Genomic DNA, 20,442 nt, shown 5'->3' with positions numbered 1-20,442 from the left:
AGCTTTGCGTGACTGCCTCCGCCTCCGGAATCCCTCCAGCACAATCCAATGAAGCGAGCGTGCGACTGAAGGATCTTGGACGTTTCCTTGGCCGGCGCGACAACATGCTGGTGGGCTACGGCATTGTCACCGGCCTTGCAGGCTCGGGAGATTCGCCGCGCAACCAGGCCACTCGACAGGCCATGGCCAACATGTTCTCGCAGTTTGACCTTACCGTCCCACAGGACCAGATTCAGAGCCGCAACGTCGCCATGGTTCTGATCACCGCCACCCTGCCCCCCACCGCAAACATGGGCGACAAGATCGACGTCAACGTCACCTCTACAGGCGACGCGCGCAGCCTGGCCGGTGGGACGCTGATCATGAGCCCGCTGCGAGGCCCAGATCGCCGCACCTACGCGTTGGCGCAGGGCCCAGTGGCCGTGGGCGGGTACAGCTTCAATGCAAACGGCAACCTTCGGCAGAAGAACCACCCGACAGTGGGCATCGTATCGAGTGGCGGGACGGTGGAGTACCCGGTGCGGTCGGAATTGAGCGCGGACGATGGATACCTGACCTTCGTTCTCAAGAATCCCGACTCGATGACCGCCGAGCGCGTCGCGTCGCAGATCAACCACTCGATCGCGCCTGGCACCGCGTCTTCGTTGGATGCAGAGACGGTGAAGGTCCGTATCCCTTACGCGCGCGCAGAGCTGAATGCCTACGTGTCGCGCATCGAGGACCTCAGCGTCATTCCCGACCAATCCTCACGCGTCGTCATCAATGAACGGACCGGCACCGTGGTGTCCGGTGGCGATACCCGCATCTCACCTGTCACCATTTCTCATGGGGATATACGTGTATCTGTCGACACTGAGTTCTCAGCCTCTCAGCCAGAGAATGTTGGTATTGCGGGGCGTGGCGTGCGAAGCCTGGTCATCGGCAATAGTGATCTCGCGGTGGAAGAAGGCGCTCAGCGAATTGCGTATTCCTTTCCCCACACGACCGTGTCTGTTCTCGTCAGCTCCCTCTCGCAATCGCATGTCAGCACGCGCGACGTCATTGCCATTCTGCAATCGATCAAGGCTGCCGGCGCTCTGCATGCGGACATCGTTGTCCAATGACCGGGGTATTCCAAATGTCATCTGAAATCATCAAGGCAATCGCGTCCAAAGCACTGGATGGATTGCAGGTGCGGCAGGCCGCCACCGCCCAGAACATCGCCAACGCCAACTCAGTGGACTACCAGCCCCTGCGCGTTTCATTCGAGGAACAGTTGCGCCTCACTGTCTCCGAGGCAGGTACCGCCAACCCAGCCGATCTTGCACGAGAAATTGGCGCTCTACGGCCCTCGCTGCAGTGGTCCGCCGATGGCCCCGAGCATGGCGTCCGCATCGACTATGAAATCGCCCAGGCATCCGAGACCTCAGCGCGCTACGCGATGCTGATAGGCGTACTCAACCGCACGTTGCAGATCGAGCAACTTGCCATCAAGGGAGGCTGATCCATGGCTGATTCCATTTTTGCCATATCGCGATCTGCGCTCGAGGTAGAGCGGCAGCGAATGGAAGTGATCGCGCAGAACCTTGCCAATTCCGGCACCGTCAGCACTCCGGGCGAAGAGCCGCATCGTGCGATGCGCCTGATCTCGGGGCCGCGAACCACACGATTTGATCAGGCGCTCCAGCAGGTGAGAACCGATGCAGGCAGCTCCGGGCCGGAGCTGTCCGGCGTTCAATCCTATGCACTCGTGCAGGCAGATGCACCTGCGAGAGTTGTCCATGACCCGTCCCACCCGTTGGCCGACAAGAACGGTGATATCGCTTACCCGTCGATTGATCACGCTGGCGAAATGGCGCTGATGGTGCAAACCCTGCGTACATATGAGGCAAATACGGTCATGTTCAACGCAGCGCGCTCGATGTACATGCGGGCGTTGGAGTTGGGGGGTACCCCATGAGCATTGCGCAGCTCGGCACGATCGCCTCGCTGATGCCGTCGGCAATTCCCAGCCCTGGGCTGCAGCCCTTGAGCCCGGCAAACATCAATGACCCGATTGGCTTTGGCGAGATGCTGATGGCTGGCGCAGTGAAGGTCGATGGTCACGTCAAGGTCGCCGATCAAGCTGCGCAGGCCTTTGCTATGGGTGCCGACATTCCGCCGCATCAGGTGATGTTGGCGCTTGAGGAGGCGCGCATGTCCCTGCATTTCGCTCTGCAGGTTCGCACACGGTTCGTGGAGGCGTATCAGGAACTGATGCGGATGCAGCTCTGACATGAGTGTCCCAAATCCTTCAATGGCATCAGCCTTTTCCTCCTTGAGTAGAACCCGCCAGTGGCTGATGGCAGGCGCGCTGTTTTCATGCCTGCTTCTGGTGGCTCTGGCCATCTATCTCGCACTCCGCCCCAGCTATAAGCCACTGTTTACCGACCTCAAGCCAGGGGACGCCAGCGCAGTGATCGCCGAGTTGGAGAAAGAGAGGATTCCCTTCAGGCTGGACGAAGATAGGGGCGCCATTCTGGTTCCGGAGAACGACAGCCGCGCCGCCCGCATCAAGCTTATGAGCGGTGACCTGCGCCTGCAGAACGTGGTTGGGCTGGAGCTGTTCAAGGACTCAAGTCTTGGCCTTACGGAGTTCGCGCAGAAAGTCAACTATCAGCGTGCACTTCAAGGCGAGCTCTCCAGAACGATCATGTCGCTGGACGACGTCGATACGGCACGCGTGCATCTCACCCTTCCCGAGTCGTCCATTTTCCGCAGGGACAAGGCGCGCCCCAAAGCATCCATTGCTGTTTTCATGCGCCGTGGCGGCCATCTCGACGAGGACACCATCGGCGGCATACAGCGGCTGGTGGCTGCTGCAGTTCCGGAGATGGCCGTATCCGATGTCACTGTTCTCGATGCGCGCGGCGTGGCGCTCGCCTCTGCCAACGGCGCTGTTGAGGACCAGAAGTTCGTGTTGAAGCGCACACTCGAGGAGCACTACCAGAACAGGATATTGGCGCAGATTTCGCACCTCACCGGCGACACGCAAGCCAGTGTCGCAGTCGATGCCGAGATGGACTTCGACCAGACACAGGTCACCCGCGAATCCACTTCCCGCCCGCGCTCTGTCGGGATGACCAACCTGATGTCGCTTCCCGGTATCGTCGAAGCGACCGGTGTCGACTCGACATCGGGTGTTCGCCCTCCGATCCCGATGGAGATCGACAATGGAAAGTCGAACCGTACCGTCGAACAGGTTGTATCGGCACCGGGCTCCGTTCGCCGCCTCTCTGTCGGCATCGTGTTGGGTAAGCCGCTGTCTGCCGCGGAAGCTGCAGAGATCACTGAGCTGGTTTCCGCGTCCATTGGACTCCTCCCGGACAGGGGCGATGTCATATCCATCATTGCCCGATCCACACCATCACTCTCGGACCTCGAGAGCGGGAACGCGTCAGCGACCTCCATAACACAGAGCGTGCAACCAATCATCACTGAGCCAGTATTGGCCGCTAGGCAGGCCGCTCCGTCACCGAGCCTTTCGAGAGAACCCCACAGTAACCAGGCTTACACGCGCACTTACTGGCTGGCCGGATCGGTGCTGCTTGGCTTGCTGCTTCTCGTCTCCGCTCGCCTGCTACGGCGAACCTCCGCCACTTCCAGGCGACGCCAGATGAGCGAGGAGGAACGCCAGGCGTTCGTACAACGCCTGAAGAACCTCATCGATGCGGAGGCGCAGCATGGCAGGGCATGACAGGACCCTGCGCCGCGCCGTGGCTCGTTTGAGCGAGTGCGCGATTGAGGACGTGGAACATATCTGGTCAAGCTTGGACACTGTGGAGCAGGCCCGGCTACGGCCGCTTCTCGCCGACGCGGGCGGCATTGTCCTGCAATCGCTGTCGAACTCGGATGCCGCTTCAGAAGAGGTCATCTGCAGAGCGCAGCGCCTTGATCGCTTCATGAGCTCGGCCCCTAGCGATCTCACAACACGGCTGCTCCATAGCCTGAGAATCAATGGCGAGGATGCCTTGCTGGCGGTACTGGAACGCCCCGTCTCCAACCATCGAGCCGTTAAATACCCGGCATACCAATTGACCGCGCACGCCGGAAAGGCACTGATCGAAGCCGCATTGGCAACTCAACCATGGTCGACGTCAAGCGCGCCAACACGCCGCGCAAGGGCATGGGATGCAGTGCTACGACGCGTCCGACGATGGGGGCAACTGCGATGACCGGACTGATCAAGGCGTACGCGGTCTCCGCCCTCCCCGCGCGCGCCGTGGCTGCACCTGATCAGTCGGTCGAGGGCCACGAGCTGGCTGCCGCCGTAGAGCATGCCGCTGCGCTGGCTGCGGTTATCGAGGGGCTGCGGGGTGAGCGGGATCAAGCAGAGCAGAACGCCTCGATCGCAGAGGAGGTGGGCTTTGAGCGAGGCCTTCAGCTAGGGCGGGAGCAGGGACGGAAGATCGCCCAGGAAAAACTTGACCATAGACTTCAGGTGCTTCGTGATGCCATGGAGACGGCGCTTTCGGCGTTCGATGTCTCGTTGGTGGAGCATTCGCAGCAGCTCGCAGTACGAATGACGCAGGTGGCGCTGGCTAATCTTTTCGGCGATGTCACCAGCTACGCATCATTGGTGGCGCAATCCATCGCGCACCATCTGCGCGCTACCGCTCACGATGCCGTGCTCAGCATCGATGTCTCCGCGCAGGATTTCCCGGATGACAAACAGCTCCGCAACCTTCTGGCGGAGTATGTCCGCACTCCAGGCTGTTCCATTACCGCCAGGCCTGAGCTGGAGCCAGGTGCCTGCCTGATTGGCCTGACTCTTGGAACAAGCGACATCAGTCTCTCGACCCAACACGGAAAGCTGGCAGCAACACTGGACAATCTGCGTGGCGACCATGCCTGATCTGGAACAACACCCGTTTGTCCAGGCGCTGCAGTGCATCGACACAGCGACGCTTTGTGGCAGGATCACGCGGATCACGCCCACCTACGTGGAGGCGGACGGACCGGGCGTATCTCTGGGATCGCTATGCCGAATCGATAGATATGGCCAAGCCTCGCTGCTCGTCGAGGTCGCCAAGGTCGAAGTTGGCAGAGTTACGCTGGTACCTTTCGGACCACTAACTGCCCTACATGTCGGCGACAGGGTGGAGGCACTTACAATCGGTGCCACTTTACCCGTTGGACAGGGCTACCTCGGGCGCATCATCGATGCCTTGGGCAATCCCCTGGATGGGAAGGGGCCGATCAACCACTGCCTGCAGCGCCGGCCCTTGGCCGGTGCCACGACCGCCGTCCTTGATCGCGTGTCGCCCACGCAGCCACTGGAGACCGGATTCCGGGCAATCGACAGCCTGCTCACCCTGGGTATCGGCCAGCGCGTTGGCATCTTTGCCGGCAGTGGTGTCGGAAAGACCAGCTTGCTTGGCGGCATGGCCAGGCATGTCGCCGCGGATATCTGTGTGCTGTGCCTGGTCGGCGAACGCGGTCGGGAAGCTGAGGAATTCTGGGAAGAGGCACTGACCGAAGAGGCGCGAAAACGCTCGATCATGGTCCTGGCCAGTTCCGACCAGCCCGCGATCATGCGTGCTCGCAGCGTTCTGGTCGCACTGACCTTGGCGGAGTACTTCCGCGAGGCCAAGAGCCATGTGTTGCTGCTGCTGGACTCGATGACCCGCTATGCACTCGCGCTACGGGAAATCGGCCTTGCCGCTGGCGAACCCCCGACCGTTCGAGCGTACACACCCAGTGTATTTGCAGCGCTGCCCAAGGTGATCGAGCGCTGCGGCGCACTCAAACAAGGTGGTGCAATCACCGCGGTAATGACGGTTCTTGCAGAAAGCGACGACATCGACGACCCAATGACGGATACCCTGCGCGCATTGCTTGACGGCCATATTGTCCTCACCCGGGAGCTGGCGGAAAAGCGACACTTCCCAGCGATTGACGTCCCGCGGAGCATAAGCCGGGTATCTGGACGGGTGAGCAACAAGCCACAGCAGCGCGCCGCAGCAGATGCAATATCACAACTGTCCTTGCACGATTCGTCGCGAATGCTGATTGAATCTGGCCTGTATATCGCTGGCGGCAGCAGTGCGTTGGACCGTGCTATCGCCCTGCGTCCGGAGCTGATGGATTTCCTACGCCAGGAGCCGACCGAGTTCTCCAGCAGTACCGAAAGCACTCGCACGCTGCAGCATCTACTCGGCACTGAATTGTGAAGAAGCGCGATGTATACAAAGCTCGAAGCGCCATCGCAGAACTGCACATTCTGCGTCGGCACTGCGCGGAGGCGGACTCCATGCGACTTCGACACAGGAAGGACCTGACCCGTGCGTCACTCGACGCCGCCACGGCACGGCTCCAGTTCGCCATCACACAAGGCCGCGCTGCGCTATCGAGCCTCGGCGGGCCTGCGCCAATGGCGATCATGGCTTGGTCGCAGGTCGCTGGTCATGCCTACAAGCTGGTTGTCGACGCAGAGACGGCGGCAACCAGCGCAAGCGAACATCTCAAAGAGCAACACAGAACCTTGGTGCAGCGACGACAGTTGGCCGATCACGCGCAAGAAAACGCCCTGCGCGCGCGCGCGCGCCTTCGGCAGCAAATTGACGATGAGCGCTCAGCGCACCTCGCACAGTTCCCCCAGGAATGGAGTGATGAGCAATGAGAATCGCGATCGCCGTTCCATTGCCTTCTCGACCTGCCCCAGAAGCTGCGGCCACGCGACCTGGATCGAGCTCAGGCTTCCAGCACCTAATGCAGTCCCTGGAAGAGAGCATGTGGAACAACGCACGCGCCGGAGACAGCTACGTGGAAGAGGCATCATCCGCGCCGAAGCCGCGAACAGCTGGAGAAGCGTGTTCACTCATTCGCACTCCCGAGAGCCCGGCTGCGCATAGCCCCTCGGCAGCACCCCCGCAACCGAACCGCATCGGCACTCCAGCTGTCGGTACTACAGATTATCCTCTGGTGCAACCGACCCGCATGTGCCGGTACGACCCACAAGAAGTTGACCACGCCAACACGCCCACCCTGGGCATGCCGGTGGTCCATGGAAGCGCGGCCCCTACTGTGTTCTACCGCCAGTTGGCCGCAACGCCCGCGAGCAGCGTACAGGCCGGACCTGCCTCTCCGGCGCCCCCCCCGGCCCAATCCCCCTTCTCCGACAGTGCAGTAACCATCGTATGGGGAGCGTATGGACTGAACATCTTCGTACGCATCAAGGAAGGCGACTCACTCAACACCAACGATATCCGCAAATACATTATTCAGATCGTCAGAGAACGCGACATGGTGATCGACCAGTTGCACATCAACGGATTCGAAGCCTCCCACACCCTCTTAAAGGAGCAGAACCATGGCAATTAGCCCTGTCGGTCCCACCAGCGGGGTCGACCAACGAATCGACTCGCTCGGCCTGGATATGCAGTCGCTGCTGCAGATCATTCTGACCCAACTTACCTATCAGGATCCGCTGAAGCCGGTGGACAACTTTGAGTTCGTCTCACAGCTGGCGCAGTTCACCTCGCTGGAGCAGACCCGCCAGATGACGGACAAGATCGACAATCTCCTGTCGGTTCAATCGGCGACGCAGACCCTGGGGCTGCTTGGCCGTCAGGTGGATGTGCAGACCGACTCCGCGCTGCTTAGCGGCGTGGTCAAGAGCGTCTCGTTCAAGGAGGCGAGTCCAAACCTGGTTATCGAAACGGCGAGCGGTGAGTTCCTGACCAACGCGAACATTTCCCAGGTAGTACAGGTTCGATAAGGAGACAGCGACATGCTGGAGAGCATCTACATCGGCATGAGCGGTCTAACCGCGCACGCCAAGGGCTTGCAGACGATCAGCAACAACGTTGCAAACATCAACACGCCCGGATTCAAGACAACCACCCCGCGATTCTCCGATCTCTACTACGGTCAGCAGTTCTCAAACAACGCGCTTGGCTATGCCAGCACCATGCAGCTTGGCAGCGGCGTGGAGTATGGCTATTCATTCATGAGCTTCTCCCAGGGCGACATACGTGCAAGCGATGGCCAGCTGGACCTGGCTATCCAGGGCGAAGGGTTCATTCCCCTGCTCGACGGCGATCAGGTCAAGTATGTCCGTACCGGCCAGTTCATCGTGGGGGACGACGGCTACATACAGGACAAGGCCACCGGGCTTCGACTGGCCACACTGAGCGGTTCCGGCGCTCTGCAGCCGATTTCGCTGGAAGGTAAGCGAATGAGCCCACCCTCCCCGACCACCAGCATCAAGTTCTCCGACAATCTTTCTTCGGGCGCCACAGAGTTCTCGATTCCCAACGTAGACGTCTACGACAGTTCTGGTGAAAAGCACACACTCAAGATCGTCTTCACCCCGGACAGCGGAATCTTCCCCGGACGCTGGGCGGTCTCGATGGTGGATGCCAACGGTCGCGAGATTGGGCGGAACACGCTGCAGTTCCTTGGAGGCATTCCGGAGCCTGGCATGGATCTGCTTGAGTTCACGCTGGAAGCCAACAATGCTGAGGCCAGCACAATCACGCTGGACTTTTCAGCTGGCGTAACCAGCTTCTCGGCAGGTACCTATTCCAGCCTTCGCGTCTCCACTAGCGACGGATATGCCGCCGGCTCCTTGTCGTCCGTATTCATCGACGAGGATGGAAGCCTGACGCAGAACTACTCCAACGGTCAGAAGGAAACGTCAGGCAAAGTCGCGCTGGCTCTGTTCTCCGATCCGCAGAGACTGATCCAGGAAAGCAATGGACTGTTCAATGCAACGAAGTCGCCCCCTCCCAGCTTCACCACCAGCAAAGAGAATGGCGCAGGGATGCTCGTATCTGGTTATAGCGAAGCTTCAAACGTCGATCTTTCCACGGAGTTCGGCCGCCTCATCATGATCCAGCGTGGCTTCCAGGCGTCTTCGCAGGTGATCAGTACAGCCAATGAAATGATCATGCAGCTGTTCCAGATGCGGGGCCAGGGATGAGATTGATGCCCTCGCGGTGGCGTCCATTGGTCCAGGCCGACACCGACCAGCTCCTTGCAGCCGTAAACGGCGCACTGTTCGTCTGGCAGCAGCAGTGGTTCGAGCACCCAGATGATCTGAAGGTCACGTCCTGCCCAATGCCGATGCTTGCATGCGTGCCGCTCGAGGATAGTGTGCAACGATGGGCTATCGATCGCGACCTGCACTTCGTTACCCACAGAGGGGACTGGAACCGCTATGCGGAGAAAGCGCTGGACTACCCGATCGATGCCGAAGGCATGCCGGTCCACGCGCTTCAACTACAACTGCGCGACAGTCTTCGCGATGAGATGCTGAACGAGCTGATCCACGCCATAGGAGCCGCTATCGCGCCCTCCTCGCTGGAACAGACCATTCAGGCGCCACCTGCAGAGACCATCCGACTTGACCACGGTGGTCTGCGCATAACCATCGGCTGCCTGGACCACCGACCGTTGTTGGAACTCTACTGCTCGACACCATTGCTTTGGCGCCGCACGCAGTTCGAACAGCCGGCCATTCCCACTCTGCCGTCGCCTGAGCCACGCAGCTCCGCACTGGCCCCGACCGAGCTCTTGGTCTTGGTCACCCTCGGCGAGTGCCGGCTAACGGCGATGGAGTTTTCTTCGTTGGCATTGGGCGATGTCTTGACTACCTCCCAGGTTGTTGGCCAGTCCGTCCCACTTCGGCTCACTTCCTCGAGTCATGCCGCAGCGAGCATCCTGGCGCACGGCCAGCCCGTACGCAATGGCGACCGTGTCGCCATTGCATTGACCTCCATCAACAGACAGTAGATCCATGGACACCAACGCAGCAGCACACCAGACCCGCATCACCCGCATAGATCTGCCCGACCACGCGACGCCCGTACCCGAACCGAATTCGCAGCGCCCTTCACTGGAGCTTCTCCATGATGTGACGGTAGTGCTGGAAGTTCGATTGGGAGTAACGGAGACCACGGTCAAGACACTGATGGATCTGCGCCTGGGCGCTACCGTCGAGCTCTCCCAGCATGTGCAACAGGATGTCGATGTACTTCTGAACGGAAGGGTCATTGCACGCGGCGAGATCGTCGCGGTCGATGACCACTTCGGCGTGCGCATCACTGAGCTAGCCGCGACCTGATGATTCCTGGAATCCTTATCCGCAGAAACGCAGGGAGGCGCGCATGACGGGTGGCATCGACTACCTCCGGGTTGCCCTGTCGCTTGGCTTCTGCCTTGCGCTTGGCGTAGCTGCCATCTACTTCATTCGTGCCAAAGGTCGATTGCCGATCAAGGGTAGGACCAGGGACATGCGCCTGCTGGAGAGCATGGCGGTGGATACCCGCACATCGGTGCATGTCATCGAGTATCGAAGCTGCCGCTTTCTGCTGACCTCCAGCACGGGCAACGTGCATCTCTCCCCGCTTCCCAGCGAGCGCCCCCTACCGACCAACGCGGACGTTGCCGCGGAACAACGCAGCCTACCTGAGCCATGACCCCACTACCCATAGACAAATCGCATCTATCAAGACTGGCCCGCGATGTCACCTTGCTTCTTGTCACTGCCCTCGCCCTATGCGCCACCTTCTCCGTGCTTGCTTCAGATGCATCCCCGCAGACGGGGAGCGGCGAACTGTTGAGACAGTTCGGAGACGTGTCCGATGCCCAAGGCGCGAGCGAGGCAGTGCGCATCGCAACAATACTGACCCTGCTCAGCCTGGGCCCGGCGCTCGTGATATCGATGACGGCATTTATCCGGATCATCATTGTGTTATCGATGATCCGACATGCCTTTGGCATGCCGGAAACGCCGCCCACTCCGGTTCTGGTCAGCCTGGGGCTTCTGCTCACCGTATTCGCAATGATGCCTACGCTGGAGAAAGTAAACAGCGAGGCGTTGCAGCCGTTCATGGCAGGTACCCTGCAGATTGACGCTGCGTACGAGAAGGGCTCTGCACCGATCCGGGACTTCATGCTTCGCCAGGTTCGTGAAGACGAGTTGGCGCTGATGTATGAGCTATCTGGCAAGGATGCTCCCACCACACCCGAGCAGGTTGGGCTGCTGCAGCTGACCCCGGCGTTCATTCTCAACGAGCTGCGGGTAGCATTCCAGATCGGCTTCGTCATCCTCCTGCCCTTCCTGCTCATCGACCTGGTGGTGTCCAGCGTGCTGCTGTCGCTTGGAATGTTGATGGTGCCACCCGCCACAATTTCACTTCCTCTGAAGGTCCTGATGTTCGTGTTGGTAGATGGCTGGAGTCTGATCCTGCAAGGCGTGCTCACCAGTTTCAGATGACGCCCCACTCCGCCCCCATAGTCGACCTACCGGACCGCGATGAGACCGATATGGCTGTCGACGCACTGTGGCCGCTGGTGGATGCAGCAGAGAGCGCGATCTCGCGTGAACGTATCTTCCTGCACTACTTGTCCTATGCAAGGAGCATTGCTGCACGGCTGTTCGCCAGTCGCCTGCGTGATGATGTGCAGTTCGACGATTTCATGCAGTTCGCGGGACTTGGTCTACTGGAGTGCATCGACCGGTTTGACAGCTCACGAGGTGTTTCGTTCAAAACCTTCTGCACCGCGCGTATCCGCGGCAGCATTTTGAGCGGCGTAGAGAGACTTACCGATGCGCAGGCACAGATATCTTTTCAGCGCCGCGCACAGCGGGAGCGACTTGCGTCGCTTATGCCCGAGAAGGCGTCGGACCCATTTGAGCGCCTTTCCGAACTGGCCGCTGGGCTGGCTATTGGCTTCATGCTGGATGACACCGGCATGTTCCAGGCAAGCACGCATGACCACGCCAGTGTCCCGGGCAATACCGGATATGAGGCAGTCGCTTGGCAGCAGGAGCGAGCAGCGGTGACGCTGGCGTTGGACTCGATGCCCGAGAGACTGGGCGCAGTGATCCGGTACCACTATCTCCAGTCCATTCCATTTACTCAGATCGCCGCTCTTCTTGGTGTCAGTAGAGGAAGAGTTTCCCAATTGCACACCGCCGCAATGTCGCTGTTGCGAGAGAAGATCCGCACCCCCTCCTCATCCTCATGGCAGGAAAAAAGATGAACAGACAATCGAGCGGCACCTACTGCAATGACGCCAAGATGGAGCAGATCAAGCTGGCCATGGGTCGTTCTGACGCGGAGCCTATTGAATTGATCAGCGTTGCGATGCAGACCTTTCCCGCCGATGCCCGGCTCACGCTGCTGCGGGGATCCATCTACGCCAGCCAGGGGAACTATGGGGCCGCGCACGCTGACCTGACGCAAGCCATCGCGCTGGATCCGGGACTGCACGCCGCACGCTTCATGCTTGGCTATCTTGAGCTTTGCCATACCCAAACGATCAAGGCGGCCGCCGTCTGGTGGCCATTGACTGAAGTGACCGACAACGACGCAATGCGCAACTTCGCACGTGGGATGCTCAGTTTGATTGAAGATGACTTCGTCGACGCCGCACGACTTTTTGAAGAGGGACTACGGCATGAAGGAGCTTCGCCGGAGATAAGCTCATTCATTCAGGCACTGCTGATCAACACCCGCCGGACCATGGAAGGCAGCGATAGTGGCGACGACATCACCAGCGAGCGCGGGTCACATCTGCTACTGAGCGGCTACACCCTTAACCTCTGACCCATCAGCGACCAACCAGCTTCGACGGCGTCACAAAGGCCGTGGTCGATTCACGTGTCCTTGGACAGCACCGGCACTTGATGCATTCAAGTGCCGCCAGCTACTGGGTTTCCACCAGACAGGTTCTGCAGAGCGCCCAAGCCTCTGGACTGTCGGCCATGGCCGCGACCACCCTCGCAACTGTCTGATGGAATTCGGCGTCATTACTCATTCGAGCCCCGAACTCCCGTAGCAGCATGCCCTCCACCAACGATGTCACCAGCACGCGCTCGTCGGTGATCCCAGCTGCGCGCAGTTCACGCACCAGCTCAATGGGTGTACTACTTTGCCGTTCTGAAGCGCGCTCATCCGCCTCCCCACGAATGCTGGCGGTTGCGCTTTCCTGCATACCCGCGCGCGCCGCCTGTTTGTCCAACTGCGTTCGCAGTTGGGCCATCATTCGATCCAGTCGGGATATCGGGTTCAAAATTTATGCTGGCTCTGCTGTTGACTGTGGGTCTACATACCCGTGTGTACTATTCTGATTGCGCCGGGTGTCACGCCAGCTCAGTGGCTCTAGTGTCGCCTCAGTCTGGTTCACTTTGGGCGCGACCATGACGCCCCAATGGCGCAGGATGCCTTGAATCCGCGCAACATACTCTGCATTCAAGCGGGGTGTCTCGGAATGATACGCGCCCACCGCACGCCAATTGTTGCCGTGTCTGACCATCATCCGCTTCAGGTACCACGCGCCTACATACGCATTGGCGCAGGGCTCGGTCAGTACGACCTGATCCACCCCATGCCGTGACAGCTCCGCCAGGTGGACTGTATTGATTCCCATCAGACCAATATCGACGGTGCCATTGGTATTGTGATTCAGGGTAGCAGCGCGCATTCCCGATTCATTGAAAGCGATCGCCCTCAGCACGGCGGGGTGCACCTGCTGGTAGGCGGCCGCATCATCAATACAATCTGCCATCGCGTAGCTGGATGGCAGAAGCGCGCATAGCAGCCATCCGAAAAATGAATGGTTCATCCTCTATCCCGATCAACGCCGCGATCAAGCCCCAATGACTTCCCGCACCAGTTGCAGACTGGTGCGGGATGCCATTCAACACTAGTCGCCCTGCTGCTTCTGCAGGTGCTCCCAACGCTCCTGGGCGTCGATGGTGCGTTCGGCGGTCAGACGCGCTTCGAGGCGGTCCAGGCCGATTTCTTCGCCGGTGTCCACGCAGTAGCCGTAGTCACCGTCTTCCAGGCGCTTGAGCGTGCTGTTGATCTTGCCGATCAGCTTGCGGTAACGGTCGCGGGTACGCAGTTCCAGCGAGTTCTCGGTCTCGCGGGTGGCGCGCTCGGCTTCGTCGCCGATGTCACGCACTTCTTCCTGCAGGTTGGCGATGGTCTGCTTGGATTCCTCGACCAGCTCATTGCGCCAGTTCTGCAGGCGCTGGCGGAAATACTCCAGCTGCAGGGGGCTCATGTACTCCTCTTCCGCGCTCGGCTTGTAACCGGCGGGCAGGATCGGACGACCAGTGGCTTCGTCGGTCTTGTACTCGACCACCTTGACCTTGGTGCGCGGGGCCGGGGCGGACGAACGCGCGGCCACGGCAACGGCGACCTTGCCGACCGGACGCGACACGGGCTTGGGGGCGGATTCGGACTTCACGGGAGTTTTTGCAGGCGATTTCGAAACGGGCACGGGATTCTTGTTTTGCGGGGCCTTCGGCGCGGGGGCTGCCGCCACCGGCTTCGGCGCGGGGGCCGGAGCAGGAGCAGGCTTGGCCGCGGCTTTGGCCGGGACAGACTTGGCCGGCGCCGGCGGAGCCGGCTTCGGTGCGGACTTCACTACGGGTGCTGCGGCCGGCTTGGCCGCCGGCTTGGTTGCCACCGGCTTGCTGGCCGGCTTGACCGCCTTTACCGGCTTGGCCGGGGCGGGCTTGGCAACCGCTTTTTTCACCGGCGCGGGCTTGGCCGCCGGGGTAACGGATTTCTTGGCCACGGTCTTGCTGGCGGGCGCGGTCTTCTTGACCGGTGCCTTCGCGACCGGCTTCTTGGCCGTGGCGGTCTTGGACGCAGGCTTGGGCGCCGGCTTGGCCGCCGCCTTCTTCACTGGTGCCTTTGCGGGGGCTTTTTTGGCCGCCGCTTTCTTTACGGGTGCCGTCCTGGCCGCCGGTTGTTTGGATGCAGGCTTGCCAGCCGGCTTTGCAGCCGGTTTCTTGGCAACGGACTTGGCCGCCAACTTCTTAGCAACAGGCTTGGCGGTTTTCTTGGCGGCCTTGACGGCCTTCTTTGCAGTTTTTTTAGCAGCCACGAAACGCTCTTCCTTGGTTTCCCCGGGGCCCGGGAAAGCGGGCCTTTATAGCCTACCCGACCAGCAGCAGCAACCACTCCGCCTACTCCGTTCAGCCGGGGAGTGCGGCGGCGTGTGGCCGTCCCCCCGCTTGGGCGGAGCGACCTGCGCAGTTCGGAACCTGACCCGGCGCTGTCGCCGGGGCGGCCCGCCGCGTGCGTGGTGCGGCGGGGCCAACACCCCATCCTGCGACAAATGCGGCCTTCATGCCAACTGCTCTAAGATTGGGGGGTGATCTCCCACCTGCTCATTGCCCTGCTGCGCTTCTACAAGCGCTTCATCAGCCCCCTGCTGGGGCCGCGTTGCCGGTTCATGCCCAGCTGTTCTGAATACGCCATGCAAGCCATCGCCACGCATGGCCCCGCGCGCGGCAGCTGGCTGGCCGCGCGCCGGCTGGGGCGCTGTCATCCCTTCCATCCCGGTGGTATCGACGAGGTGCCGCCGCGCACCGCGCACGCTGACTGCCGCTGCCCAGGAAAACACTGAAATGCCCTCCACGCTCATCGTCAACGCCCGCCTGGTCAACGAAGGCCGCATCTTCGACGGCGACCTGCGCATCGAGAACGGCCGCATCGCGCAGATCGGCACCGGCCTGCAGCCGCAGGACGGCGATACGGTGGTCGACGCCGCCGGCCGCTGGCTGCTGCCCGGGATGATCGACGACCAGGTGCACTTCCGCGAACCCGGCCTGACCCACAAGGGCGACATCGCCACCGAATCGGCCGCCGCCGTGGCCGGCGGGCTGACCAGCTTCATGGACATGCCCAACACCAATCCGCCGACGCTCAACGCCGCCGCGCTTCAGGCCAAATACGACTCTGCCGCCGGCCGCGCGCGCGCCAACTACGGCTTCTACATGGGCGCCAGCAACGACAACCTGGCCGACATCAAGGTGGTGGACCCGAAGACCTCGCCGGGCATCAAGGTGTTCATGGGCGCCTCCACCGGCAACATGCTGGTGGACAACCCGGAAACGCTGGACGCGATCTTCAAGTACGCCCCCACCCCGATCATCACGCACTGCGAAGACACGCCGATGATCGACGCCAAGGCGAAGGAATACGCCGAGAAGTACGGCGACGCGCTGAGCGCCGAACAGCATCCGGACATCCGCTCGCGCGAGGCCTGCCTGAAGTCGTCGGAACTGGCGGTGGCGCTGGCCAAAAAGCACGGCACCCGCCTGCACGTGCTGCACATCTCCACGGCCGACGAGCTGAAGCTGTTCGAGAAGGGCCCGCTGATCCGTGCCGACGGCAGCCGCAAGCAGATCACCGCCGAAACCTGCATCCATTTCCTGCGCTTCGACCGCACCGATTACGCGCGGCTGGGCAACCTGATCAAGTGCAACCCGGCGATCAAGGAAGTGAGCGACCGCGAGGCGCTGACCCAGGCCGTGACCGACAACGTGATCGACGTGCTGGCCACCGACCACGCCCCCCATACCTGGGAAGAGAAGCAGAAGCCGTATGCACAGGCGCCTTCGGGTCTGCCGCTGGTGCAGTACGCGCTGGTGGCGGCGCTGGAGCTGGTGCATGAAGGCAAGCTGGAGATCACCCAGGTGGTGCAGAAGTTCGCGCACGCCCCGGCGCAGCTGTTCGATGTGAGCCAGCGCGGTTACCTGCGCGAAGGCTACTGGGCCGACCTGGTGCTGGTGGAAGACGTGCCGTTCACCGTGAAGCGCGAGGACGTGCTGTCCAAGTGCGGCTGGTCGCCGTTTGAAGGCACCACGTTCCGTTCGCGCATCGCCTCCACCTGGGTCAACGGCCAGCTGGCCTGGGACGGCCAGCAGCTGGTGGGCGCGCCGAACGGCCAGCGCATGAGCTACGACCGCTGATGCGGGCTACCGTTTTGGGCCTGGGCCTGCTGGCCCTGGCCCCGGTTGGGGTGCTGGGCCTGCTGCCCTCCCCCGCCCTCGCCCAGGCCGACGCCCGGGTGGTGTTCCCGGCCAGTGCCTCGCAGGGCGCGATGGTGATCGGCAAGGTGCCTGCGGGCAGCACGGTGCAGTACGCCGGCCGCACGTTGCGGGTGAGCGGCTATGGCAGCGTGGTGTTCGGCATCGGCCGCGATGAAAAGGGGCCGCTGCAGGTACAGGTGCAGCGCCCGGATGGCGGTAGCGAAACGGTGAGCATCGCGGTGACCCCGCGCGACTGGCCGACCGAGCGCGTCAACGGCGTGCCGCCCAAGACGGTGAACCCGCCGCCGGCGATCGCCGAGCGGATCAAACGCGAGCAGGCGCAGGTCACGGCCGCGCGTGCACGCGATGACGACCGCACCGATTTCGCGCAGGCCTTCATCTGGCCGGTGCAGGGGCGCATCAGCGGCCGCTTCGGCAATGCGCGCGTGTACAACGGGCAGCCGGGGTCGGGGCATTCAGGGATGGATATCGCGGTGCCCACGGGCACGCCAGTGAAGGCGCCGGCCGCGGGTGTGGTGACGTTTGCGGGGCCGGATCTGTACCTGACCGGCGGCACGCTGCTGCTGGATCACGGGTTCGGGATCAGCTCGAATTTCCTGCACCTGTCGCGCATCGACGTGAAGGTGGGCGATCGGGTCGAGCAGGGCCAGGTGATCGCGGCGGTGGGCGCCACCGGGCGTGCGACCGGGCCGCATCTGCATTGGGGCATGAACTGGTTCGATACGCGGATGGATCCGCTGTTGGTGCTGGAACGCGGGAAGTAACCGGCGGTCTACGGGCCGCCATCCGGACATGGTCAACCGGGGCCGGTAGGGTCGGTTCCCGAACGACTGCCGACCCTGCTGATCGGCGCTGGGACGCATGACCTCTAACGGGGAAACGCCTTCGTTCCAGGGTCATGCGTTACCGCGCGTGGCACCGCCATCGGCAGTCGTTTGGGAACCGACCCTACCGCCCCCGATCCGTTCCGGCACCGCGCAGCCACGCAGGGCGTGGCTCTACCCTCTCGCCGCCCACCAGGTGCGCAGCAGGGTGCGCACGGGGGTTGCCTTGAGCTCCTGCCCTTGCGACCACGCTTGCTGGCGCGTGCGCGCCAACGAGGCATACAGGCGGCGCGGGCGCGGGCCGGGCACGCGCGCCGGCCAGTCGCGCAGCAGTTGCTGCGCCCAGCGTTGCGCGGCGTCGCCATCGTCCTGGGCAAGCAGCGAACGCGGCACCGCCGCTACGCCGGCCTCGTGCAGGCGCTGGGCCAGGGTCTGCAGCACGATCGGGCCGGCCACATCGCCGCGCGCCGAAGTATCAAACAGCACCGCTTCTACCGCCGCCACGGCCGCGCCGTAGGCCTGCAGCGCGCGCCGCGCCTGCGCCGGGTCGACCGCTACCGCGCGCGCTTCGATCAGGTCCGGCAGCGTCTGCGCCAGTTCGGCCCACGGTGCACGCACCGGTTCCAGCAGCCGCCCGAGCGGATGCCGCGAGCGCTGCGCGGACCAGCTGCGCAGCTCCTCGCCCCACCACGCCAGCTTGGCGTCGGCCGGCATCGGGTCGCCGGCGGTGTTGAGGACGTCGTCGAATTCCTGCAGCAACGCGAACCACGCCACCACGAGGGGGCGTTGGGATTCGGCAATGAACGGTTCGGCCACCTGCCATTCCGGCCAGCGGGTCCGCCATTTGTCGAGGAAGCTGTCGAGGGCGGTGGAGGTGGTCATTGTGGGATTCCTTGCGACGCATGTACCGACCAACGGTCGGTACCTACCAATTCGTACCGGCCAACGGTCGGTACCTACCAATGTTGTGCGGACCGCGTTACCGGCGCGAAGCGGGCCACGCCGCTGCCTGCTGCAGCTCAGCGGGCTGTTCGATCATGACCTCGGCGCCCCAGGCCAGCGGGTCGTCGGCGTCCAGGCGGTAGCCCCACAGCGCGGCCACCGAGGCCATGCCGGCGGCGTTGGCCGCCACGATGTCGCGCTCGTCGTCGCCCACATAGATGCAGATGCCCGGGTCGATGCCCATGCGCTCGGCGGCGGCCAGCAGCGGCAGCGGATGCGGCTTGCGCTGGGCCAGGGTGTCGCCACCGATCAGGACCGCGCAGCGCGCCTCCCAACCCAGCTGCGGCAGGATCAGCCGCGCCAGGTACTCGGGCTTGTTGGTGACGATGCCCCACGCACAGCCGGCCGCTTCCAGCGCCTCCAGCATGCCGGCGACGCCGTCGAACAGCACGGCGTGCTGGCCGATCAGTGCTTCGTAGCGGTCCAGGAACTCGGGCACCAGCGCGTCCCGCGCCTCCTGCCCTAGTTCGGGAAACGCCACCGACACCATCGCCCGCGAGCCCTTGGAGACCACCGGGCGCAGCGCGTCCAGCGTGATCGGCGCGCGGCCACGCTCGGCCAGCATCGCGTTGGCGGTGGCCAGCATGTCCGGCGCGCTGTCGAGCAGCGTGCCGTCCAGGTCGAACAGGACCGCCTGCGGGAACAGGCCCGCGTGGACGCCGGACTCAGCCATTGACTGCATCGTCCGGCTTGACCGCATGGGCCAGGTAGTTGATGTCGGTACGCGAGCTCAGGCGGGCACGGTTGCGCCACGGCTCATAGGCCATGCCGCTGACATCGCGCAGGCTGAAATCGGCCTCGCGCAGCCACTTGCCCAGCTCGGCCGGCTTGATGAAGTCCTGGTAGTGGTGCGTGCCCTTGGGCAGCAGCCGTGCGATGTACTCGGCGCCGACAATGGCCACGGCGAACGCGGCCGGGGTGCGGTTGACGGTGGACAGGAACAGCTGGCCACCCGGCTTGAGCAGGCGGTGGCAGGCGGCGATGATCGCGCCCGGGTCCGGCACGTGCTCCAGCATTTCCATGCAGGTGACCACGTCGAAGCTGCCCGGCTGTTCGGCCGCCAGGTCTTCAGCAGCCTGTACGCGGTAGTCGACAGTGACGCCCGACTCCAGCCCGTGCAGGCGGGCCACCTTGACCAGCTCCGGGGCCAGGTCGATGGCGGTCACGTCCGCGCCGGCCTGGGCCAGCGCTTCGCTGAGCAGGCCGCCGCCGCAGCCGATGTCGAGCACGCGCGCGCCGCGCAGCGTGACGCGGTCGGCCACGTACTTCAGGCGCACCGGGTTCAATGCGTGCAGCGGCTTCTGCGGGCCGTCGGCGTCCCACCAGCGGTTGGCGAGCGCGGCGAACTTGTCCAGTTCGGCCTGATCGAAATTGGTGGAAGCGTGGGGGGAATTCATGGCGGTCCTTTTCGCGCCTCAGGCGCGGATGTGACGGATGCGCTCGCGCCACTGGCGGGCGTTGGCAACAATCGCGGCGGTGTCCATGCCGACCAGCTCGCGCTGGACCAGCTTGGGCTGCCCGGCGATCCAGACATCACTGACCTGGTGGCGGCCGGCGGCGTAGACAAGCTGGGAAAGCACGTGGTGCAGCGGCTGGGTTTCCAGCGCGGACAGGTCCACGCACACCAGGTCGGCCTGCTTGCCCACTTCAATGGAGCCGATGCGGTCGCCGAAGCCCAGCGCGCGCGCGCCGCCCAGGGTGGCCGCACGCAGGGTGGTGGCCGCGTCCAGCGCGGTGGCGTCGTTGGCCCCGGCCTTGGCCAGGATCGCCGCGGTGCGGTTCTCGCTGAAC

27 protein-coding genes are annotated in these 20,442 nt (G+C 62.9%); 20 read left to right on the top strand and 7 right to left on the bottom strand.

Features of this window, described 5'->3' with window-relative positions:
- The first annotated feature begins 59 nt into the window (after positions 1 to 59).
- From ACREPD_RS09785 to ACREPD_RS09705, 17 genes are all read left to right on the top strand, one after another.
- On the top strand, positions 60 to 1,103 hold the full coding sequence (locus tag ACREPD_RS09785) for a flagellar basal body P-ring protein FlgI (protein ID WP_431599149.1): 1,044 nt from the start codon (positions 60 to 62) through the stop codon (positions 1,101 to 1,103).
- 14 nt (positions 1,104 to 1,117) lie between these two features.
- Entirely contained in the window at positions 1,118 to 1,483 is a 366-nt protein-coding gene (locus tag ACREPD_RS09780) for a flagellar basal body rod protein FlgB (RefSeq protein ID WP_431599148.1), read from the top strand.
- A gap of 3 nt (positions 1,484 to 1,486) precedes the next feature.
- Positions 1,487 to 1,939, top strand: coding sequence for a flagellar basal body rod protein FlgC (gene flgC / locus ACREPD_RS09775; RefSeq protein WP_431599147.1), 453 nt, complete (start codon positions 1,487 to 1,489; stop codon positions 1,937 to 1,939).
- Positions 1,936 to 2,253, top strand: a complete 318-nt coding sequence (fliE, locus tag ACREPD_RS09770) for a flagellar hook-basal body complex protein FliE (protein ID WP_431599146.1) — start codon at positions 1,936 to 1,938, stop codon at positions 2,251 to 2,253. The genes flgC and fliE overlap by 4 nt, the downstream gene beginning before the upstream one ends.
- Positions 2,254 to 2,320: 67 nt before the next feature.
- Positions 2,321 to 3,715 (top strand): flagellar basal-body MS-ring/collar protein FliF, encoded by a 1,395-nt coding sequence (gene fliF, locus ACREPD_RS09765; protein ID WP_431599145.1) that lies wholly within the window; start codon positions 2,321 to 2,323, stop codon positions 3,713 to 3,715.
- Positions 3,716 to 4,105: 390 nt separating this feature from the next.
- Positions 4,106 to 4,873 carry a hypothetical protein gene (locus tag ACREPD_RS09760; RefSeq protein WP_431599144.1) on the top strand — a complete coding sequence of 256 codons (768 nt, stop codon included), beginning with the start codon at positions 4,106 to 4,108 and terminating at the stop codon, positions 4,871 to 4,873.
- On the top strand, positions 4,866 to 6,191 hold the full coding sequence (locus ACREPD_RS09755) for a FliI/YscN family ATPase (protein WP_431599164.1): 1,326 nt from the start codon (positions 4,866 to 4,868) through the stop codon (positions 6,189 to 6,191). The genes ACREPD_RS09760 and ACREPD_RS09755 overlap by 8 nt, the downstream gene beginning before the upstream one ends.
- Positions 6,188 to 6,640: a hypothetical protein gene (locus ACREPD_RS09750; RefSeq protein ID WP_431599143.1), complete on the top strand. Its 453-nt coding sequence runs from the start codon at positions 6,188 to 6,190 to the stop codon at positions 6,638 to 6,640. The genes ACREPD_RS09755 and ACREPD_RS09750 overlap by 4 nt, the downstream gene beginning before the upstream one ends.
- A 110-nt stretch (positions 6,641 to 6,750) precedes the next feature.
- Positions 6,751 to 7,341, top strand: a complete 591-nt coding sequence (locus tag ACREPD_RS09745) for a hypothetical protein (RefSeq protein WP_431599142.1) — start codon at positions 6,751 to 6,753, stop codon at positions 7,339 to 7,341.
- Positions 7,331 to 7,738, top strand: a complete 408-nt coding sequence (locus ACREPD_RS09740; RefSeq protein ID WP_431599141.1) for a flagellar hook assembly protein FlgD — start codon at positions 7,331 to 7,333, stop codon at positions 7,736 to 7,738. Before ACREPD_RS09745 ends, ACREPD_RS09740 begins: the two co-directional genes overlap by 11 nt.
- Positions 7,739 to 7,750: 12 nt before the next feature.
- Positions 7,751 to 8,944 carry a flagellar hook protein FlgE gene (locus ACREPD_RS09735; protein WP_431599140.1) on the top strand — a complete coding sequence of 398 codons (1,194 nt, stop codon included), beginning with the start codon at positions 7,751 to 7,753 and terminating at the stop codon, positions 8,942 to 8,944.
- Between the two features lie 26 nt (positions 8,945 to 8,970).
- The gene (locus tag ACREPD_RS09730; RefSeq protein WP_431599139.1) at positions 8,971 to 9,756 is read left to right on the top strand and encodes a FliM/FliN family flagellar motor C-terminal domain-containing protein; all 786 of its coding nucleotides are present in this window, start codon (positions 8,971 to 8,973) and stop codon (positions 9,754 to 9,756) included.
- Between the two features lie 4 nt (positions 9,757 to 9,760).
- Positions 9,761 to 10,087 (top strand): FliM/FliN family flagellar motor switch protein, encoded by a 327-nt coding sequence (locus tag ACREPD_RS09725; protein WP_431599138.1) that lies wholly within the window; start codon positions 9,761 to 9,763, stop codon positions 10,085 to 10,087.
- Positions 10,088 to 10,130: 43 nt separating this feature from the next.
- Positions 10,131 to 10,442 (top strand): hypothetical protein, encoded by a 312-nt coding sequence (locus tag ACREPD_RS09720; RefSeq protein ID WP_431599137.1) that lies wholly within the window; start codon positions 10,131 to 10,133, stop codon positions 10,440 to 10,442.
- Positions 10,439 to 11,242, top strand: a complete 804-nt coding sequence (gene fliP / locus ACREPD_RS09715; protein WP_431599136.1) for a flagellar type III secretion system pore protein FliP — start codon at positions 10,439 to 10,441, stop codon at positions 11,240 to 11,242. Before ACREPD_RS09720 ends, fliP begins: the two co-directional genes overlap by 4 nt.
- Before the next feature lie 50 nt (positions 11,243 to 11,292).
- Positions 11,293 to 12,012: a sigma-70 family RNA polymerase sigma factor gene (locus ACREPD_RS09710; RefSeq protein ID WP_431599135.1), complete on the top strand. Its 720-nt coding sequence runs from the start codon at positions 11,293 to 11,295 to the stop codon at positions 12,010 to 12,012.
- On the top strand, positions 12,009 to 12,578 hold the full coding sequence (locus ACREPD_RS09705; protein WP_431599134.1) for a hypothetical protein: 570 nt from the start codon (positions 12,009 to 12,011) through the stop codon (positions 12,576 to 12,578). Before ACREPD_RS09710 ends, ACREPD_RS09705 begins: the two co-directional genes overlap by 4 nt.
- 100 nt (positions 12,579 to 12,678) lie before the next feature.
- Here the strand turns inward: ACREPD_RS09705 and ACREPD_RS09700 are convergent, their stop codons facing one another.
- From ACREPD_RS09700 to dksA, 3 genes are all read right to left on the bottom strand, one after another.
- Positions 12,679 to 13,014, bottom strand: a complete 336-nt coding sequence (locus ACREPD_RS09700) for a hypothetical protein (RefSeq protein WP_431599133.1) — start codon at positions 13,012 to 13,014, stop codon at positions 12,679 to 12,681.
- 33 nt (positions 13,015 to 13,047) lie between these two features.
- Entirely contained in the window at positions 13,048 to 13,596 is a 549-nt protein-coding gene (locus ACREPD_RS09695) for a lytic transglycosylase domain-containing protein (protein ID WP_431599132.1), read from the bottom strand.
- A gap of 81 nt (positions 13,597 to 13,677) precedes the next feature.
- A complete protein-coding gene (dksA, locus tag ACREPD_RS09690) occupies positions 13,678 to 14,871 on the bottom strand; it encodes an RNA polymerase-binding protein DksA (RefSeq protein ID WP_431599131.1) in 1,194 nt (397 codons plus the stop codon).
- Between the two features lie 270 nt (positions 14,872 to 15,141).
- On the opposite strand from dksA, the gene yidD reads away from it, so the two are divergent.
- From yidD to ACREPD_RS09675, 3 genes are read left to right on the top strand one after another with little or no spacing between them, the layout of a single operon-like run.
- Entirely contained in the window at positions 15,142 to 15,396 is a 255-nt protein-coding gene (yidD, locus tag ACREPD_RS09685) for a membrane protein insertion efficiency factor YidD (RefSeq protein WP_421570194.1), read from the top strand.
- A gap of 1 nt (position 15,397) precedes the next feature.
- Complete coding sequence (locus ACREPD_RS09680; RefSeq protein WP_431599130.1) at positions 15,398 to 16,744, top strand: dihydroorotase; 1,347 nt, start codon at positions 15,398 to 15,400, stop codon at positions 16,742 to 16,744.
- Positions 16,744 to 17,589, top strand: a complete 846-nt coding sequence (locus tag ACREPD_RS09675) for a M23 family metallopeptidase (RefSeq protein WP_431599129.1) — start codon at positions 16,744 to 16,746, stop codon at positions 17,587 to 17,589. Before ACREPD_RS09680 ends, ACREPD_RS09675 begins: the two co-directional genes overlap by 1 nt.
- A 234-nt stretch (positions 17,590 to 17,823) precedes the next feature.
- Here ACREPD_RS09675 and ACREPD_RS09670 read toward each other — a convergent pair whose 3' ends face one another.
- The 4 genes from ACREPD_RS09670 to ACREPD_RS09655 all read right to left on the bottom strand — a co-directional run.
- The gene (locus ACREPD_RS09670) at positions 17,824 to 18,531 is read right to left on the bottom strand and encodes a squalene/phytoene synthase family protein (protein WP_431599128.1); all 708 of its coding nucleotides are present in this window, start codon (positions 18,529 to 18,531) and stop codon (positions 17,824 to 17,826) included.
- 97 nt (positions 18,532 to 18,628) lie between these two features.
- Complete coding sequence (locus tag ACREPD_RS09665; RefSeq protein ID WP_431599127.1) at positions 18,629 to 19,324, bottom strand: phosphoglycolate phosphatase; 696 nt, start codon at positions 19,322 to 19,324, stop codon at positions 18,629 to 18,631.
- The gene (gene ubiG, locus ACREPD_RS09660; protein WP_431599126.1) at positions 19,317 to 20,048 is read right to left on the bottom strand and encodes a bifunctional 2-polyprenyl-6-hydroxyphenol methylase/3-demethylubiquinol 3-O-methyltransferase UbiG; all 732 of its coding nucleotides are present in this window, start codon (positions 20,046 to 20,048) and stop codon (positions 19,317 to 19,319) included. Before ubiG ends, ACREPD_RS09665 begins: the two co-directional genes overlap by 8 nt.
- 18 nt (positions 20,049 to 20,066) lie before the next feature.
- Positions 20,067 to 20,442: amidohydrolase family protein (locus tag ACREPD_RS09655; RefSeq protein ID WP_431599125.1), on the bottom strand; the 376-nt coding region annotated here is incomplete at its 5' end.

Source organism: Stenotrophomonas sp., from assembly GCF_050737075.1.
Classification (GTDB): domain Bacteria; phylum Pseudomonadota; class Gammaproteobacteria; order Xanthomonadales; family Xanthomonadaceae; genus Stenotrophomonas.
This window is presented reverse-complemented; position numbering and strand designations above follow the sequence as displayed.